At 75.2% G+C, this 15,159-nt stretch carries 16 protein-coding genes; 6 read left to right on the top strand and 10 right to left on the bottom strand.

What is annotated here, in order from left to right:
- Positions 1 to 7: 7 nt before the first annotated feature.
- Together F593_RS27705 and F593_RS27700 are read right to left on the bottom strand one after the other, a co-directional pair.
- Complete coding sequence (locus F593_RS27705) at positions 8 to 892, bottom strand: potassium channel family protein (RefSeq protein WP_022927242.1); 885 nt, start codon at positions 890 to 892, stop codon at positions 8 to 10.
- A 39-nt stretch (positions 893 to 931) separates the two neighbouring features.
- Positions 932 to 1,681, bottom strand: coding sequence for a hypothetical protein (locus F593_RS27700; RefSeq protein ID WP_022927241.1), 750 nt, complete (start codon positions 1,679 to 1,681; stop codon positions 932 to 934).
- Positions 1,682 to 1,758: 77 nt separating this feature from the next.
- Between F593_RS27700 and F593_RS0102790 the strand changes: the two genes are divergently transcribed.
- From F593_RS0102790 to F593_RS21955, 4 genes are all read left to right on the top strand, one after another.
- Positions 1,759 to 2,745: a magnesium and cobalt transport protein CorA gene (locus F593_RS0102790; protein ID WP_022927240.1), complete on the top strand. Its 987-nt coding sequence runs from the start codon at positions 1,759 to 1,761 to the stop codon at positions 2,743 to 2,745.
- A gap of 103 nt (positions 2,746 to 2,848) precedes the next feature.
- Positions 2,849 to 3,781 carry a hydroxymethylglutaryl-CoA lyase gene (locus F593_RS21960; RefSeq protein ID WP_022927239.1) on the top strand — a complete coding sequence of 311 codons (933 nt, stop codon included), beginning with the start codon at positions 2,849 to 2,851 and terminating at the stop codon, positions 3,779 to 3,781.
- Positions 3,778 to 5,844, top strand: a complete 2,067-nt coding sequence (locus F593_RS0102780) for an acetoacetate--CoA ligase (protein ID WP_022927238.1) — start codon at positions 3,778 to 3,780, stop codon at positions 5,842 to 5,844. The genes F593_RS21960 and F593_RS0102780 overlap by 4 nt, the downstream gene beginning before the upstream one ends.
- Positions 5,845 to 5,854: 10 nt before the next feature.
- The gene (locus F593_RS21955) at positions 5,855 to 7,090 is read left to right on the top strand and encodes a glycoside hydrolase family 3 N-terminal domain-containing protein (protein WP_022927237.1); all 1,236 of its coding nucleotides are present in this window, start codon (positions 5,855 to 5,857) and stop codon (positions 7,088 to 7,090) included.
- Positions 7,091 to 7,099: 9 nt separating this feature from the next.
- Here F593_RS21955 and F593_RS0102770 read toward each other — a convergent pair whose 3' ends face one another.
- Positions 7,100 to 7,540 carry a hypothetical protein gene (locus F593_RS0102770; RefSeq protein ID WP_022927236.1) on the bottom strand — a complete coding sequence of 147 codons (441 nt, stop codon included), beginning with the start codon at positions 7,538 to 7,540 and terminating at the stop codon, positions 7,100 to 7,102.
- Positions 7,541 to 7,601: 61 nt separating this feature from the next.
- Positions 7,602 to 8,834 (bottom strand): MFS transporter, encoded by a 1,233-nt coding sequence (locus F593_RS0102765; RefSeq protein WP_022927235.1) that lies wholly within the window; start codon positions 8,832 to 8,834, stop codon positions 7,602 to 7,604.
- A 64-nt stretch (positions 8,835 to 8,898) separates the two neighbouring features.
- Here F593_RS0102765 and F593_RS0102760 point away from each other — a divergent pair, with 64 nt between their 5' ends.
- Positions 8,899 to 10,026 (top strand): amidohydrolase family protein, encoded by a 1,128-nt coding sequence (locus F593_RS0102760; protein ID WP_022927234.1) that lies wholly within the window; start codon positions 8,899 to 8,901, stop codon positions 10,024 to 10,026.
- 27 nt (positions 10,027 to 10,053) lie between these two features.
- Here the strand turns inward: F593_RS0102760 and F593_RS21950 are convergent, their stop codons facing one another.
- The 3 genes from F593_RS21950 to F593_RS0102740 form a co-directional block, all read right to left on the bottom strand.
- Positions 10,054 to 10,365, bottom strand: a complete 312-nt coding sequence (locus F593_RS21950) for an AzlD domain-containing protein (protein ID WP_022927233.1) — start codon at positions 10,363 to 10,365, stop codon at positions 10,054 to 10,056.
- Positions 10,362 to 11,174, bottom strand: a complete 813-nt coding sequence (locus tag F593_RS21945; protein WP_022927232.1) for an AzlC family ABC transporter permease — start codon at positions 11,172 to 11,174, stop codon at positions 10,362 to 10,364. The genes F593_RS21950 and F593_RS21945 overlap by 4 nt, the downstream gene beginning before the upstream one ends.
- Positions 11,175 to 11,384: 210 nt before the next feature.
- The gene (locus F593_RS0102740; protein ID WP_022927231.1) at positions 11,385 to 11,681 is read right to left on the bottom strand and encodes an excalibur calcium-binding domain-containing protein; all 297 of its coding nucleotides are present in this window, start codon (positions 11,679 to 11,681) and stop codon (positions 11,385 to 11,387) included.
- Between the two features lie 197 nt (positions 11,682 to 11,878).
- Between F593_RS0102740 and F593_RS0102735 the strand changes: the two genes are divergently transcribed.
- On the top strand, positions 11,879 to 12,769 hold the full coding sequence (locus tag F593_RS0102735; protein ID WP_022927230.1) for a S49 family peptidase: 891 nt from the start codon (positions 11,879 to 11,881) through the stop codon (positions 12,767 to 12,769).
- A gap of 54 nt (positions 12,770 to 12,823) precedes the next feature.
- Here the strand turns inward: F593_RS0102735 and F593_RS21940 are convergent, their stop codons facing one another.
- The 3 genes from F593_RS21940 to F593_RS0102720 form a co-directional block, all read right to left on the bottom strand.
- Entirely contained in the window at positions 12,824 to 13,561 is a 738-nt protein-coding gene (locus F593_RS21940) for a DUF305 domain-containing protein (RefSeq protein ID WP_022927229.1), read from the bottom strand.
- A gap of 73 nt (positions 13,562 to 13,634) precedes the next feature.
- Positions 13,635 to 14,432, bottom strand: a complete 798-nt coding sequence (locus tag F593_RS0102725; protein ID WP_022927228.1) for an enoyl-CoA hydratase/isomerase family protein — start codon at positions 14,430 to 14,432, stop codon at positions 13,635 to 13,637.
- Between the two features lie 52 nt (positions 14,433 to 14,484).
- Positions 14,485 to 15,105, bottom strand: a complete 621-nt coding sequence (locus tag F593_RS0102720; RefSeq protein ID WP_022927227.1) for a TetR/AcrR family transcriptional regulator — start codon at positions 15,103 to 15,105, stop codon at positions 14,485 to 14,487.
- Positions 15,106 to 15,159: the final 54 nt, after the last annotated feature.

Raw genomic sequence — 15,159 nt, 5'->3', positions numbered from 1 at the left:
GGGCGGGTCAGCCCGTCGCCTGGCCCCGGTCGGGTGCGTGCCGCTCCGCGTGGGTGCGGAGCACGTCGGCGGTGCTGCCCTCCCGGTAGCCCGGGAACGTACTCACGGTGGCGGCGTAGTCGTCGAGGGCCGCCTGCAGCATCTCGGCGTGGAGGCGTTCGGGGCCCGCGAGTTCCGCGGGGTCGAGGTCCTGGAGGGCCCGCAGCAGCCGCGGGAGCGCCGCGGCCAGGGAGTGGCGTTCGTCCAGCTCGGAGAAGTAGAGGGTGATCGGGAACGACACCAGATCGCGCTCGACCTCGATGACGCGGCGGTGGAGCCCGTCGAGGTCGTCGGCCAGCGCGGGCCGGCTCCCCGCCGGCCGGCGCGCCTCGGCCTTCTCGAGCAGCAGGAGGTCGTACGCGAGCGCGCGGCGTCGCGCCAGCACGGGGTGGACGGACAGGAACCACGAGATCGAGGCCGTCAGCAGCGCGAAGCCGACCAGGGCCTGGACCGGGGCGACGACCTGCATCAGGCCCGTGCGGGGCGTCATCTCGCCGTAGCCCAGGGTGCCGATCGTCACGGCCGAGAAGTACAGGGACGTCCACGCCGGGTGGTCCTCCGCGAGGTGGGCGGGCAGCACGAATCCGTCCGGCACGTGGGGCAGGTAGACGAGCGCGAACCCGCCGATGAGGAACGTCGCCCAAGCCACGACGACGAGCACCAGCGCCAGCGGCCCCGCGAGCCCGAGGCGGCTGCGTCCGGAGGCGTGCACGAGGCGCCACACGAGGGCCGCGATCCGTCGGCTCAGCGACCACGGACGGGACCCGCGGGCGAAGAGGACGTCGAACACGTCCGCCACGACCAGGACGACGAGCGCCAGGCCCGCGAGCGTCGCCGTGACGAGACCGAGCATGTGACGGCGCCCGCCGGGTCCCGGAGGCCCGGGGTCCCCTCAGCCCTCGAGCGGCTTGCGCCCGACGATCACGTCGTAGTCCACGCTGCCGCCGCGCATGAGCAGGCGGTGGCGGAAGGGCTCGGCGACGAGGACCTCGGTCGGGGCGTCGTCGCCGGAGACGGCGTTGAGGGCGTTCTGGGCGCCGCCCCACTCCGCGACGAGCGCGGAGGACGCCGTCAGCGCGAGGTACGAGCCGGCGGGCATCAGGCCCCAGATGCCGACGAGGCGCTCGAGCGGGATGTGGCCCGGCCCGAGGGCGGCCGCGCAGGTCAGCGCGTTGAGCTCGTGGCGGCGGATGGCGCCGGCGATCTTGCCGAACGCCTCGACGGTGCCGTCGTCGATGACGTACTCCGCGTACAGGCCGGGGCGGTCGCGCTCGGCGGCGTCGCGCGCCTCGACGAGGGCGTCGGAGGCGACGGGCACGCGGAACCCGGCGTCGCGCAGGCCCTCGCCGATCACGCCGTTGCCGGCGCCGACGTCGAGCACGCGGATGTCGCCCGCGTGGCGACCGTCGGCGGCGATCGCCTCGGCCAGCTTCGCGACGATGGTGGCGGGCGAGGCGCACTCGAGCTGCTGCTGGACGACCTCCTCGTAGAGGCCCGGGATCGCGTAGACGCGGTCGTAGTCGTGCAGACGGATCCGCTCGTCGGATCCGTCCGCCTGGCGCACGACGAAGGTCTCCTCGTCCTGCCCGGCCCCGGGGATGCGGTCGAGCTCGACGGTGTAGTCCCGTGCGGTCGTGGTCATGGGGCGGAGGCTCGCACGGTCGGGGACGGGCCGCGTCGTGGCGGGCGGGCAAGGCACCGCTCGCTACGCTCGCGCCCGTGATCGTCGGACGTGCCATCTACCGCGAGGGCCGTCGCGTCGAAGACGCCCCCGACGACCTCGGCGCGCTGTTCGCGCAGTGCCGCACGCCGGGGACGGTGGTCTGGCTCGGGCTGCACGCCCCCACCCAGGAGGAGTTCGCGGACGTCGCCCGCGAGTTCGATCTGCACGAGCTGGCCGTGGAGGACGCGATCCAGGCGCACCAACGGCCGAAGCTCGAGCAGTACGGCGAGACGCGGTTCTTCGTGCTGCGCACCGCCCGCTACCTCGACGCGACGGAGACGGTGGAGTTCGGCGAGGTCCACGTCTTCGTCGGCCCCGGGTTCGTCATCACGGTGCGGCACGGCGACGCGTCGGTGCTCAAGGGCGTCCGGGCGGCGCTCGAGTCCCGCCCCGACCTGCTGCGCCTGGGCGAGCTGGCCATCGCCCACGCCATCGTCGACCGCGTCGTCGACGACTACAACCCCGTCGTCGCGGGGATCGAGAACGACATCGACGAGATCGAGGACGACGTCTTCGACGGCAGCCCGAGCGCGTCGCGGCGGATCTACGAGCTCACGCGCGAGGTCATCGAGTTCCAGCGCGCGACGGTGTCGCTGCCGGAGATGCTCGGGCGGCTCATGGCCCACGAGCACGTCGGCGAGGAGGAGCGGCGCTACCTGCGCGACGTGCAGGACCACGCGCTGCGGGTCCGGGAGCAGGCGGCCGGGTTCCGTGAGCTGCTGCAGAACATCCTGAACGTCAATCTGACACTCGAGACGAAGGCGCTGTCCGAGGCGTCGATCGCCCAGAACGAGGAGGTCAAGACGATCTCCGCCTGGGCCGCCATCCTCTTCGCGCCCACCCTCGTGGGCACGATCTACGGGATGAACTTCAAGACCATGCCCGAGCTTGAGTGGCAGCTGGGGTACCCGATGGCGCTGGTGATGATGGTGCTCGTCGGCGTGGTGCTGTGGGCGGTGTTCAAGTGGCGGCGGTGGATCTGAGGGTGGACGGGCCGCCCTCCGCCACCCGGCGGAGCCGCCCGGCGGCCTGAACGGCGAGAACCCGCACTGGCGCTCGGGGCCTACCGCGGGCGATGATGGGCCCATGACGCCCCCAGCGCCGTCCCGCTCCCTCCCGTCGGAGGTCACCGTGCGCGACGTGGGTCCCCGCGACGGGTTGCAGGTGGAGAAGCCGCTGAGCGTCGCCGACCGGGCCCGGCTGGTGCACGCGCTGGTCGCCGCGGGGCTGAGGCACATCGAGGTCGGCTCGTTCGTCTCGCCGCGGGCGATGCCGGCGATGGCCGGCGCGGCCGACCTGTTCGAGGCGCTGGGCCGGATCGACGGCGTGACCCTGGTCGCGCTCGTGCCGAACGATCGCGGCGCGATCGACGCGGTGGCCGCCGGGGCCGACGAGCTCTCCGCCACGCTGTCGGCGTCCGAGGGCTACAGCCGCCGGAACGTACGGATGAGCATCGCGGAGTCGCTCGTGGCGCTCGAGGCGATCGGCGAGACGGCCCGCACGGCCGACACGCCGCTGGACGCCGTCATCTCCTGCTGTTTCGGCTCTCCCTACGAGGGCGAGATCGCGCCGGACGAGGTCGCGCGACTCGTGACCGCGGCGCGCGAGCGGGGCGCCGACCGCGTGACGCTCGCCGACACGACGGGGATGGCCACGCCGCGCCGCATCGACGAGGTGCTCGACGCGGTCGGCACGGACGTGGGCCTGCACCTCCACGAGACGCGCGGCACCGCCCTGCTCTGCGCGTACGCGGGGCTGCAGCGCGGGGTCACGCGGTTCGACGCCTCCGTCGGCGGGCTCGGCGGGTCGCCCTTCGCGGAGGGCGCGGCGGGCAACCTGGCGACGGAGGACCTCGTCTCCGTCCTCGACGACCTGGGGGTCGACACCGGGATCGACCTGGGGATGCTGCTGCACGCCAGCGCCCTGCTGCGCGACCTCGTCGGGCACCAGCTGCCGAGCGCCCTGTCGACCGCGGGCCCGCGGATCCCGGCGACGAACGGCCCGGGGGGCCTGCGATGAGCGCGGCGCGGGGGACGGGCGACGCCCCGGGGACGGGCGGCCTGCCGGGGGACGCGGCGACGGCGGCGGACGCCCCGCGCGTCCACCCGCCGGACCCCGAGCGGTTGGAGCACGCGACCCTCGAGCGGTTCCGCGCCTGGACCGCCGAGCGTCACGGGGTCGAGCTGCCGGACTACGCGGCGCTGCACACGTGGTCGGTCGACCGGCTCGAGGAGTTCTGGGCGTCCGTCGCCACGTTCTCGGGCGTGCGCTGGCACGCCGAGCCCGAGCGGGTCCTCGGCACCCCGCCCGAGCAGGTGCCGGGCGCGGAGTGGTTCCCGGGCGCCACGCTCAACCTGGCCGAGCACGTGCTCGAGGGCCGCGACGAGCACGCCGTCGCGCTGCGCCACGCCTCGGAGCTGCGGTCACTCGACACGTGGACCTGGGGGCGGCTGCGGGCCGAGGCCGCCCGGATCGCCCGCGGCCTGCGCGCCGACGGGGTGCGCCCCGGGGACCGCGTCGTCGCGTACCTGCCCAACGTGCCCGAGGCGATGGCCGGCGTGCTCGCCTGCGCCGCGATCGGCGCGACGTGGTCGTCGTGCTCGCCCGACTTCGGACCGCGCGCGGTCCTCGACCGCTTCGGGCAGATCACCCCGACGGTGCTGCTCGCCGTCGACGGCTACCGCTACAACGGCCGCGACTTCGACCGTCTCGCCGCGGTCCGTGCGCTGCAGGACGCGCTGCCGTCGCTGCGCCGTACCGTGCTGCTGCCGTACCTCGACGCGGGCGCCGACCCGGGGACGCTCCGCGACGCGGTGGCGTGGGCGGACTACGGCGGTGCGGGCGCGGACGCCGACCTGACGTACGAGCCCGTCCCCTTCGACCACCCGCTGTGGGTCCTCTACTCCTCGGGCACGACGGGGTTGCCGAAGGCGATCGTGCAGGGGCAGGGCGGGATCCTGCTCGAGCACCTCAAGCACATGACGCTGCACCTCGACGCGCGCGACGGCGACCGCGTGTTCTGGTTCACGACGACGGGCTGGATGATGTGGAACTTCCTCGTCGGGGTGCTGCTGACGCCCGCCGAGGTCGTGCTGTGGGACGGCTCGCCGTCGCCGCCCGACGACGCGGGCGCGCCGGACCTGAGCCGCCTGTGGCAGCTGGCGGCCGACGCGGGCGCGACGACGTTCGGCACGAGCGCCGCGTTCCTCCAGTCGTGCGCGAAGGCCGGCGTGCGCCCGCGCGAGGGGCGCGACCTCTCGGCGTTGCGCGCGATCGGTTCGACGGGGTCCCCGCTGTCGCCGGAGGGCTTCCGCTGGGTCTACGACGAGCTCGGCAAGGACGTCTGGCTGTTCTCGACCTCGGGCGGGACCGACGTCTGCTCGGCGTTCGTCGGCGGCGTGCCGACGCTTCCCGTGGTCGAGGGGCGGCTGCAGGCTCCCGCGCTCGGCGCGGCGCTCGAGGCGTGGGACGAGGACGGGACGCCCGTCGCCACGGGGCAGGTCGGTGAGCTCGTCCTGACCCGCCCGATGCCCTCGATGCCGCTGCGGCTGTGGGGCGACGAGGACGGATCGCGCCTCCGGGACGCGTATTTCGAGCACTTCCCCGGCGTGTGGCGTCACGGCGACTGGCTCGAGCGCACGCCGGACGGCGGCGCCGTGCTCCACGGCCGCTCTGACGCAACGATCAACCGCGGCGGCGTGCGGATGGGCACGAGCGAGATCTACGCCGGCGTGCTGGCGCAGGACGAGATCGTCGACGCCCTCGTCGTCGACCTGCCCGACGACGCCGGGGGCAGCACGATCGAGCTCTTCGTCGTCCTCCGCGACGGGGCGACGCTCGACGACGACCTGCGCCGCCGGATCGCGCGCGGCGTGCGCGAGACGGCGTCGCCGCGCCACGTACCCGACGTCGTGCTCGCGGTCGGCGCGGTGCCGCGCACCCTGTCGGGCAAGGTGCTCGAGGTGCCGGTGAAGCGGATCCTCATGGGTCGAGCCGCCCACGAGGTCGTCAACCCGGACAACCTGCAGGACCCTACGGCGCTGGAGTGGTTCGTCGCTCACGCCGCCGGGCGCGACGGCTAGCCTGGGGGACGTGTCGGCGCCAGCCCCTCCGCCCGCAGACGACCCGTTCGTCCGCCCCCGCCGGCGGCGCCCGCCGGGGGAGGAGCTCGCCGCGCGGCGCCGGCGCGCGGTGCTCCTGGGGGTCCTCGGGCTGCTGCTGCTCGTGGTCGTGCTCGTGGTGGCCTGCGGCGGGGACGACCCGAAGCCGGCCGCGAAGTCGCAGCCCACCGCCGGCCAGCGCATCGCCCGCACCCTGAGTGCCGAGGAGCTCGTCGGGCAGACGATCATCAGCCCGTTCCGCCGCGCCGGCGCGGGCGCGATCCCGCCCGCGCTGCGCACCGCGATCCGGCGCGGACGCGTCGGCGGGGTCATCCTCTTCTCGGAGAACGCCACCACGCTCGCCCAGGTCCGTCGCCTCACCCGCCGGCTGCAGGCCCTGCCGCGCCCGGCGGAGCTGCGCGACGTGCCGTTGCTCGTGCTGACGGATCAGGAGGGCGGGCAGGTCCGCCGCATCACGGACGCCCCGCCGCGGGCGAGCGCCAGCGCCCAGGGCGCCGCCGGCCTCGGCGCCGTCGCCCGCGCCGGGACGGACAGCGCCGTCGCGCTCTGCCGCGCGGGCGTGAACGTGAACCTCGCGCCCGTGGCCGACGTCGGCACGGGCGCGATCGCCCAGCAGGGCCGCACGTACGCCGACGACGTGACGACCACGGCGCGCGCCGTGCGCAGCCTCGTCACGGCCTCCCGCCGCGGCGGGATCGCGACGGCGACGAAGCACTTCCCCGGCCTCGGCCGGGCGCAGGCGAACACGGACGACACCCGCGTGCGGATCACCGCGGCGCCCGAGGCGCTGCGGTCCGCCGACGAGCTGCCGTTCCGCGCCGCGATCGGCGCGGGCACGGACCTCGTGATGCTCTCGAACGCGATCTACCCCGCGTTCGGCCCGACGCCGGCGGTGCTCAACCCGAACCTCGTCAACGCAGAGCTGCGGCGCCGGCTCGGGTTCCGCGGGGTGACGATCTCGGACGACCTCGAGGCCGGCGCGTTCGCCGGCGCCGCGTCGCAGACCGGGGTCGCCCGTGCGGCGGCCCTGGCCGGTGTCGACCTGCTCCTCTACGGCGTCACGACGGACGCGGCCCTGGCGGCGTCGCGCGCGCTGACGGCCGACCTGGGCCGCAAGCGGCTGGACCTCGCCGCGGTCCGCGGGTCGGTCGCGCGGGCGATCGACCTGCGCGTGCGGCTCGCGCGCACCTGCCGGCTCACTGGCTGACGCGGCGCGCTACGGCAGCGGCTCGCCGTTCTCGACCGCGTCGAACGCCTCGGGCGACGGATCCCAGACGATCTCGACCGCCTCGAGCTCGTCCCCCGGGTCGGCGTCGTGCCACCACCACAGGACACGGCCGTCGTCCATCACGACGGCGCGATTGCCTGACTCGTCGTCCGCCCAGGCGACGAGCACGCCGGCGGGCATAAGGTCGCGCGAGCGCTCCGTCTCCTGCGTCAGCCCCGGCGTCGGATACGCACGGCCCTTCTTGTCCGTGGTGGTCGTCGACGGGCCGAGCGTGAAGGCGACAGCGCCGCGGCCGTCCTCCGGGAACCGCACGACGATCTCTTGGTGGATGCCCTCGAGGTAGCGCCGCCGGAGTTCCTCCGGCAGAGCGCCGCCGAAACGCTGCTCCTCGGCGGCGATCTCGTCCTCGGTGTACGTGCGCTTCCGCATGCGCGGAAGCTAACCGGCGCACCTCGCGGCCGTCAGCGGGCCGTTCGTCCGCGGCCCCGGCTCAGTCCGCGGGCTGCGGCGCCGTCCGCACCGGGGCCCGCCCCGCCGCCGCGCCCGACAGCAGCGCGAGCAGCGCGGCGAGGAACGCGGGCACGAGCAGCGCGCTGGGCAGGCTCGTGAGCTCGGCCACCCCGCCGACGACGGCGGGGCCGACCAGCCCGCCCGCGTAGCCCAGGCCGGAGACGACGGCGAGGCCCTGCGCGGCGCTCGGGCCGGGGCTGCCGTCACGACCGGGACGGCGGCTGCCGGCGGCGCGGAAGACGACCGGCACCGTGTTGGCGAGGGCCAGGCCGGCCACGACCCACGCGGCCATGGCCACCCAGGTGGAGTCGACGAGCGCCACCGTCGTCCACGCCAGCGCGGCGACGGTGCCGCCGAACAGCAGCGTGCGCCGGTCGCCGAGCAGCGCGACGGTGCGGTCCCCCGTCAGCCGGCCGACGGTCATCGCGGCGGAGAACACGAAGAACGCGAGCGCCGCCACGCCCGGGGTCGCGTCCCGGTGGTCGCGCAGCAGCACGCCGCTCCACTCGGCCACGGCGTTCTCGGCGACGAAGCTCGCGAGCGCCACGACCGCGCACGCCAGCAGCCACCCGTGGCGCAGCGGCGCGACGCGCTCCGCCAGCGTGGGTCGGGGTGCGTGCTCGGCGCGCTGCTCCGTGCGGTCCGCCTCGGCGGGCAGCAGGGCGCGGTAGGCGACGAGCCCGAGGGCGATGAGGCCCGCGACGACGAGCAGGTGCACGCGGGGCGAGACGCCGAGCGCGGTGGCGGCCGCGCCGATCCCCGCGCCCGTCAGCCCGCCGATGGAGAACGCGGCGTGCACGCCGGAGAGCAGCGGCCGGCCCGCGGCCCGCTCGACCGTGACCGCGTGGGTGTTCATCGCGACGTCGTGCAGGCCGAGCGTCGCGCCCAGGGCGAACGAGCCGAGGGCGAGGGTCAAGGGGACCCCGGCCTGGGCGGCGAGGGCCAGTGCCAGGGCCATGAGCGGCACCGTGATCCGCATGACGGGCGCGCTGCCGTACCGCCCGATGACGGCCCCCGCCACGGGCATCGACACCACCGCGCCGACGCCGAGCGCCGCGAGCACGAGCCCGAGACCGCCGTCGCCGAGCGCTGCGCGATCGCGCAGGTCGGGAATCCGGGTGAACCAGCTGGCGCTCGCGAGCCCGTGGAGCAGGAACGCGACGACGATCGCCCGGTGCGCCCGGGACGTGGCGGCGGGGGACGGCACGCGCATCGCCTTCGGAGGCTACGACGCACCGACGGGTGCCGCGGGCTACGCGCGGGTAACGGCGGCGGCGATGTACGCCGATCGACAGCTGCAGCCCTGGCTCGACGCCCTCCGGGAGGAGGTCCCCGACGCCGAGATCCTCGACGCCCACGTCCACGTCGGGATCGCCGACCCGGCGGGCCTGGAGGCGACGGCCGACGAGGCCCGCGAGGCCTTGGAGCGCGCCGACGCCCGGGCGCTCGTCTTCCCGCTGAAGGAGCCGGACGGCTACCCCGCGGCGAACGACCGGATGATCGCGCTGGCCGAGGAGCACCCCGACCGCTTCGTCCCCCTCTGCCGGGTCGACCCGCACGCGGACGCGGCGCGCGAGGCACAGCGGTGCGTCGACCGCGGCGCCCGCGGCATCAAGCTGCACCCGCGTGGCGAGGACTTCGCGCTCGACGACCGGCGGCTCGACGCCGTCTTCGCGCTGGCGGACGAGCGTCGCCTGCCCGTGATGGTTCACGCCGGGGTCGGCACGCCCGAGGTGGGCGCGCACGCCTGCGACCGCGCGCGGGCGAACCCCGGGTCGCGGATCATCCTGGCCCACTGCGCGATCGGGGCGTTCGAGGACGTGGTCCCGGAGGCGCACGACACGCCGAACCTGTTCTTCGACACCTCGTGGTGGAACGTCTCCGACATCTGGGCGCTGTTCCGCCTGGTCCCGCCCGGGCAGGTGCTGCACGGCAGCGACATCCCGTTCAACAGCCCGACCCAGGCGGCGGTGATGACGGGACGCCTGGCGCTCGAGGCCGGTCTGTCGCCGGAGCAGGTGCGGGGCGTCCTGGGCGGCACGCTCGGGGCGATCCTCGACGGTGACGACCTGCCCGACCTGGGCCCGGTGCCCGACGAGGTCCCGGTGCTGGCGCCGGAGCTCGAGCGGCTCTACGTCACCCTCTGCAGCGCGGTCGTCCCGATGCTCGGCGGCGACCCGCCCGGCCAGGGGCTCGAGCTCGCGAAGGCCGCGGTGCGCGCGCCCAGCGACCGCCACGCGGCGGTGATGGACAACGTGTCGGCGCTGCTCGAGATCGCCGACGGCATCACGGAGCCCGACCCGCTGCGACCCCTGCGCACCCCGGCGTTCGACGTCCTTCTGACCGCCGCCCTGGTGGCCCGGACGCCGTCGGTGCCGCTGCCGCAGCTGGCGCCCGTGGGGTAGGGCGCCCGACGGCCGCCCTGTCGGCCGTCAGAGGACGAGCCGCAGGACGGCCGTGACCACCGCGGCCGCGAGGACGCAGACCAGGACCGACCCGCCGCGCAGGGCGATCGCCCCGCCGACCGCGACCCCGGCGGCCTCCTCGCCGAGCCCGATGCTGCCGTCGTGGTCCGCGATCCCCACGACGACGAGCGCGGCGAGGACGGCCGGCGCCAGGAGCGCGATCACCGCGCCGGCCCGCGGCGGCAGGGCACGCCCCCCGAAGGCGACGGGCCCGATGCTCTTGATGATCACCGTGGTCACGGCGCAGAGGGCGATGAGCGCCCAGACGTCGACGCTCACGACGCGTCTCCCTGCGTGCCGGACGGGTCGGGCAGGCCCCGCCGCCGCAGCCCGACGAGGGCGGCGGCGCTCGCGGCCAGCACCGGCACGCCGGTCGGGGTGAACGGGATCAGCGCGAGGGCGATGAGCGCGCCGGCCGCCGCGACGCCGCGCCCCCGTCCCTCGCGTAGCTCGGTGATGAGCAGCACGAGGAAGAACGTCGGGAAGATCGCGTCGAACCCGAACCGGTCCGTGTCGCCAAGGAGGTTGCCGCCGAACGCCCCGAGCGCCGTCCCGGCCACCCAGGTCGCGTACTGCAGCGCGGTGAAGCCGAAGAGGAACGAGCGGTCGAAGCTGCCATCGGGCCGTGACGCCATCGCCCACGACGCGTCGATGACGGCCTGCCCCTGGAGGGCACGGGCGACGGGCCCGCCGGGCAGCGAGGGCGCGAGCGCCACGCCCATCGGCAGGAACCGCGAGTTGACGAGCACCGCCGCCAGCACGGCCGCCCCGAGCCCGCCGCCGCCCGCAACGATCGTCAGCGTCGCGAACTGCGCCGACCCTGCGAAGACGACGGCCGACATGGCGATTGCCGCCAGGACGGGGAACCCGACGTCGACGGCGAGCGTGCCGAACGAGAGCGCGACCAACCCGGACGCGACGGAGAACGGCACCCCGGCCCGCACGCCGCGCAGGAACACGGCGCGGTCGAGCGGCTCGTGGGGTGGCGGCGCGGCGGTGTCCGGATCGGTCCCGGCCGCGGGGTGGGCGGCACCGGGGCCGGCGGTCGGAGCGACCGTCCGCGGCGCGTCTGGGTCGGGGGCGGGCACCGGCGCATTGTGCCGACCCGGTCGGCGTCACCGGGCCGACGCCGCGCCGGAAGGACACACGTCACGTGGGCGTATGTCCCCACACGCATGGAACATGTCTCTCAGGACATACATCCGCGATGCGGGTGGTGCTCCGGCGCGGCCGGCACCGCGCTCCGTCGGTCGTCCCGGCGCGCGTTGCACCGGCACCGCGCCCGCCGGTGGTCCGGGCTACTCGCAGGCGACGCCGTCGCCGTCGGCGTCCAGGCGGTAGTGATCGTTGCCGACGATCCGCACGGGCCCCTTGACGTAGTACGGGCCGTTTCCGCTGCCGCCGGCGCAGTCGTAGTCCGAGACGTTGGGCTTGAGGCACCGGCCGCTGTAGTTGCGGTCGCACTTCGTGCGCTTCTTCGCGATCGCGGCCTTCGCGGCGCCCGAGGCGGAGGGGCCGGATTGCGCGACGGCGGACGAGACGGGGACAGCGGTGGCGCCGGCAAGGGCCAGCAGGGTGAGGACGGATCGACGCATGGAGTGCTCCTGGTGTGGTGTGGACTCGCCGACCCATCGGCGCCCCCGCCGGTCGCGCCGAGCGGACATCACCCTGGTGGACAGGTGTTGCGAAACCGTCACGGTCCGTGCCGGACCACGGACCCAGCCCGATTCCGAGCCCGCACCGATCGCGGGCGCCGGCGGGGGCCCCGTCCTGCCCGCACTACGATCCGCGGATGAACCTCGCGGACATCGCCGGTCGCCTCCCGATCCCCGACGAGGTGCGCAGCCGCCTGCCGCTGCCGGAGCGCCAGATCGCGGTGGTCCGGCTGGAGGGCGTCATCTCGGCGTCGGGCGGGATGCGGCGCACGGGGATCTCGCTCGAGCGGCTCGAGTCGCCGTTGAAGAAGGCGTTCGGCCTGCCCGGCCTGCAGGCGGTCGCCCTCGCCATCAACTCGCCGGGCGGTGCGCCGACGCAGTCCGCCCTGGTCGCCGACCGCATCCGGGGCCTGGCGGCCGAGAAGGGCGTGCCCGTCATCGCCTTCTGCGAGGACGTCGCGGCCTCCGGCGGCTACTGGCTGGCCTGCGCGGCCGACGAGATCATCGCCCACCCGACGTCGCTCGTCGGCTCCATCGGCGTGGTCAGCGGCGGCTTCGGTCTCGACGAGGCGATCGAGCGCTACGGGATCGAGCGGCGCCTCTACACCGCGGGCGAGAACAAGGCCCGCCTCGACCCGTTCCGTCCCGAGGACCCCGACGACGTCGCGTGGCTGCGCGGCGAGCTCGAGGAGCTCCACCGTCTGTTCACCGACTGGGTGCGCGAGCGCCGCGGCGACCGGCTGTCGGACGACGAGGCGAAGGCGTTCAGCGGCGAGGTCTGGACGGGCGGCCGGGCGAAGGAGCTCGGCCTCGTCGACGGCCTGGGCACCCTCCGGGGCGTGCTCTCCGAGCGCTGGCCGAAGGCGAAGATCGTGCCCGTCTCGTCGAGCAAGGGCCTGGCGAGCCGGCTGCTGGGCCAGGGCTCGTCGACGGCCTTCGGCCCCGCCGCGGCGCTGGGTCCCGACCTCGTCCCGGAGGCGCTGCGCGCCCTCGAGGAGCGCGCCACCTGGGCGCGCTTCGGGCTCTAGACCGCGCCCCGCGGGCGTCGCGGGGCCGGTCGGCCCCGGCGGCCATCGCCGGTCTCAGGCCGGCGGGACGCCACCCGCCGGAGACGCCGCGCCGTGCCACTGGGTCCGCCAGGCGTTCATGCGGCGGATCTCGCGCTCCTGGGCGGTCACGATCGCGGTGGCGAGCTTCCGCAGCTCGGGGTCCTCGCCCCGCGCCAGCTGGGCGCGCGCCATGCGGATCGCGCCCTGGTGGTGGGGCACCATCGCGTCGATGAACGCCCGGTCGAACGGCTTCGCGGTCGCCAGGTCCGGGCCCTCCATGCTCATCCCCATGTCGTCCATGGCGAGGCCCAGCGTCTTGGCGTCGGCCTCCATCGTGGCGTGCGCACCGTGCCCCGCTGCGGGCTGCACGCCGAGGCGCTTGGCGGCGGCGCGGAGGGCGTCGATCTCCCGCTCCTGGTCCGTCGTGATCGACCGCGCGAGCGTCCGGAGCTGGACGTGCTCGGCCCGTTCCGGTGCCTCGCGGGCCATGTCGACGGCCATCTCGTGGTGGGGGATCATCTGGGCGACGAACGCCCGGTCGACGAGCCCGGCCTGCGACGTCTGCGTCGGGACGGTGGCCGTGGCGGCGGGCTTCGCCGTCGTCCCACCGGCCTCGCCGTGCTCCTGCTCGGCGCCCTGTCCGCCGCAGCCGGCGAGGGCCACGGCCAGGGCCACGGCGGCGACCGCGGGGAGCGCGCCGCGTCGGCCGCCGTGGCGGCGGCGCGGGGCGGTCTGCGGGCGCGGGGCGGGATCGGCGGTCGACGGGCCCATCAGTGAGTTGTACGCGAGTCCGGCCGGCCACACGGCAGGTCCGCGGTAGCAGCGGCCAGATCGCCTTCGACCCTCACCGCCCGCGCCACACGGGATCCCGCTTGGCGAAGAACGCGGCCACGCCCTCCTGGATGTCCTCCGTCGAGAAGGCGATCGCGAGCTGGGCGCGGAGGTAGTCCAGGGCGTCGTCGAGGGGCATGTCCATCTGGCGCGAGATGGCGTCCTTGCCCATGCGCAGGAGCAGCGGGGAGGAGCGTGCGAGCTTGGCGGCCCACGCCCCGACGGCGTCGTCGAGCTCGGCGGCGGGGACGACGCGGTTGACGATGCCGATCCGCTCGGCCTCTCGGGCGTCGATCCGCTCGCCCAGGAGCAGCAGCTCCGTCGCCTTCTTGCGGCCGACGTCGCGGTAGATCAGCGCCATGATCATGAACGGGAAGACCCCGACGTTGATCTCGGGGGTGCCGAACGTCGCGTCCTCGCTCGCGACGACGAGGTCGCAGGCCAGCGCGATGCCCAGCGCGCCCGCCAGCACGTGGCCGTTCGCGCGGCAGATCGTCGGCTTGCCCAGGTCGATGATCAGGCGGAAGAGCCGGGGGAACCGGGCGATCCCCGCGTGCTTGTGGGCGAGGGGCAGCTGCTCCGCGAACCCGCCGAGGTTGCCGCCGGAGGAGAACGTGCGGTCGTGGGTCGAGGACAGGACGACGCAGCGCACGTGCTCGTCGTCGCGCGCGGTCTCGAAGGCGGCGATGAGCGCGTCGAGCATCTCGTCGGAGAGCGCGTTGCGGGTGCCGGGGTCGTCCATCGCGATCGTGGCGATCCCGTCGAGCACCGTGGTGCGGACGAGCGGCGGGGCGGGGGCGGCGTCCGGCATGCGGGCGTTCTACCAGCGTGGCGGCCGGCGGCGGGAACGGGTGAGGTCGCCGTCAACCCCGGCGGATGCCGTCGAGCAGCAGGTCGACGAAGCCGTCGGCCACCTCGTCGGCGCTCAGCCGCCCGCCCGGGGTGAACCACAGGGCGGTGTGGTTGACCATGCCCAGCAGGCCGAGGGCGGCCAGCGCCGGGTCGGGGACGACGAACTCGCCGGCGTCGGCGCCCTGCCGCAGCACCCCGGTGAGCAGGCGCTCGAAGCGGTCGCGGTCGCCGCGCACGGCGTCCCAGCCGGGCTCGCGCTCCAGGGTGCGGCGCTCGCGGTGGAACACCTGGACGTGGTGGCGGTGCGACTCGACCCGGCGCATCCAGACGCGGGTCAGCTCGCGCAGGCGCTCCTCGGCCGTGGCCGGCGCGTCCGGCCCCTCGGCAATCGCGGCGGCGCGCTCGAGCAGCGGCGCCATCAGGTCCTCCAGGATGCGCGTCAGGAGCTGCGACTTCGACCCGATGTAGTGGTAGAGCCCGCCGCGCGCCAGGCCCGTCGCCGCGACGAGGTCGTCGACCGAGGTGCCGTCGTAGCCGCGCTCCGCGAAGACGCGGGCGCACGCGTCGATGACGTCGCGCTGGCGGGCGTCGTAGCGCTCGCGGAGGGCGGGGCTCTTGGGCGGGGCGGGCATCGGGCGACATCATCCCGCTTGAAACTTCGACCGTCCAGTCGGTATAAGCATCTC

Origin of the sequence: Patulibacter americanus DSM 16676 (assembly GCF_000420025.1) — a bacterium.
Taxonomy (GTDB): Bacteria; Actinomycetota; Thermoleophilia; order Solirubrobacterales; family Solirubrobacteraceae; genus Patulibacter; species Patulibacter americanus.
This window is presented reverse-complemented; position numbering and strand designations above follow the sequence as displayed.

Coding starts and splice junctions, on each gene's coding strand:
- F593_RS27705 (WP_022927242.1), bottom strand. CDS start 892: ATGCTCGGTCTCGTCACGGCGACGCTCGCGGGCCTGGCGCTCGTCGTC.
- F593_RS27700 (WP_022927241.1), bottom strand. CDS start 1,681: ATGACCACGACCGCACGGGACTACACCGTCGAGCTCGACCGCATCCCC.
- F593_RS21960 (WP_022927239.1), top strand. CDS start 2,849: ATGACGCCCCCAGCGCCGTCCCGCTCCCTCCCGTCGGAGGTCACCGTG.
- F593_RS0102780 (WP_022927238.1), top strand. CDS start 3,778: ATGAGCGCGGCGCGGGGGACGGGCGACGCCCCGGGGACGGGCGGCCTG.
- F593_RS0102770 (WP_022927236.1), bottom strand. CDS start 7,540: ATGCGGAAGCGCACGTACACCGAGGACGAGATCGCCGCCGAGGAGCAG.
- F593_RS0102765 (WP_022927235.1), bottom strand. CDS start 8,834: ATGCGCGTGCCGTCCCCCGCCGCCACGTCCCGGGCGCACCGGGCGATC.
- F593_RS0102760 (WP_022927234.1), top strand. CDS start 8,899: ATGTACGCCGATCGACAGCTGCAGCCCTGGCTCGACGCCCTCCGGGAG.
- F593_RS0102740 (WP_022927231.1), bottom strand. CDS start 11,681: ATGCGTCGATCCGTCCTCACCCTGCTGGCCCTTGCCGGCGCCACCGCT.
- F593_RS0102735 (WP_022927230.1), top strand. CDS start 11,879: ATGAACCTCGCGGACATCGCCGGTCGCCTCCCGATCCCCGACGAGGTG.
- F593_RS21940 (WP_022927229.1), bottom strand. CDS start 13,561: ATGGGCCCGTCGACCGCCGATCCCGCCCCGCGCCCGCAGACCGCCCCG.
- F593_RS0102725 (WP_022927228.1), bottom strand. CDS start 14,432: ATGCCGGACGCCGCCCCCGCCCCGCCGCTCGTCCGCACCACGGTGCTC.
- F593_RS0102720 (WP_022927227.1), bottom strand. CDS start 15,105: ATGCCCGCCCCGCCCAAGAGCCCCGCCCTCCGCGAGCGCTACGACGCC.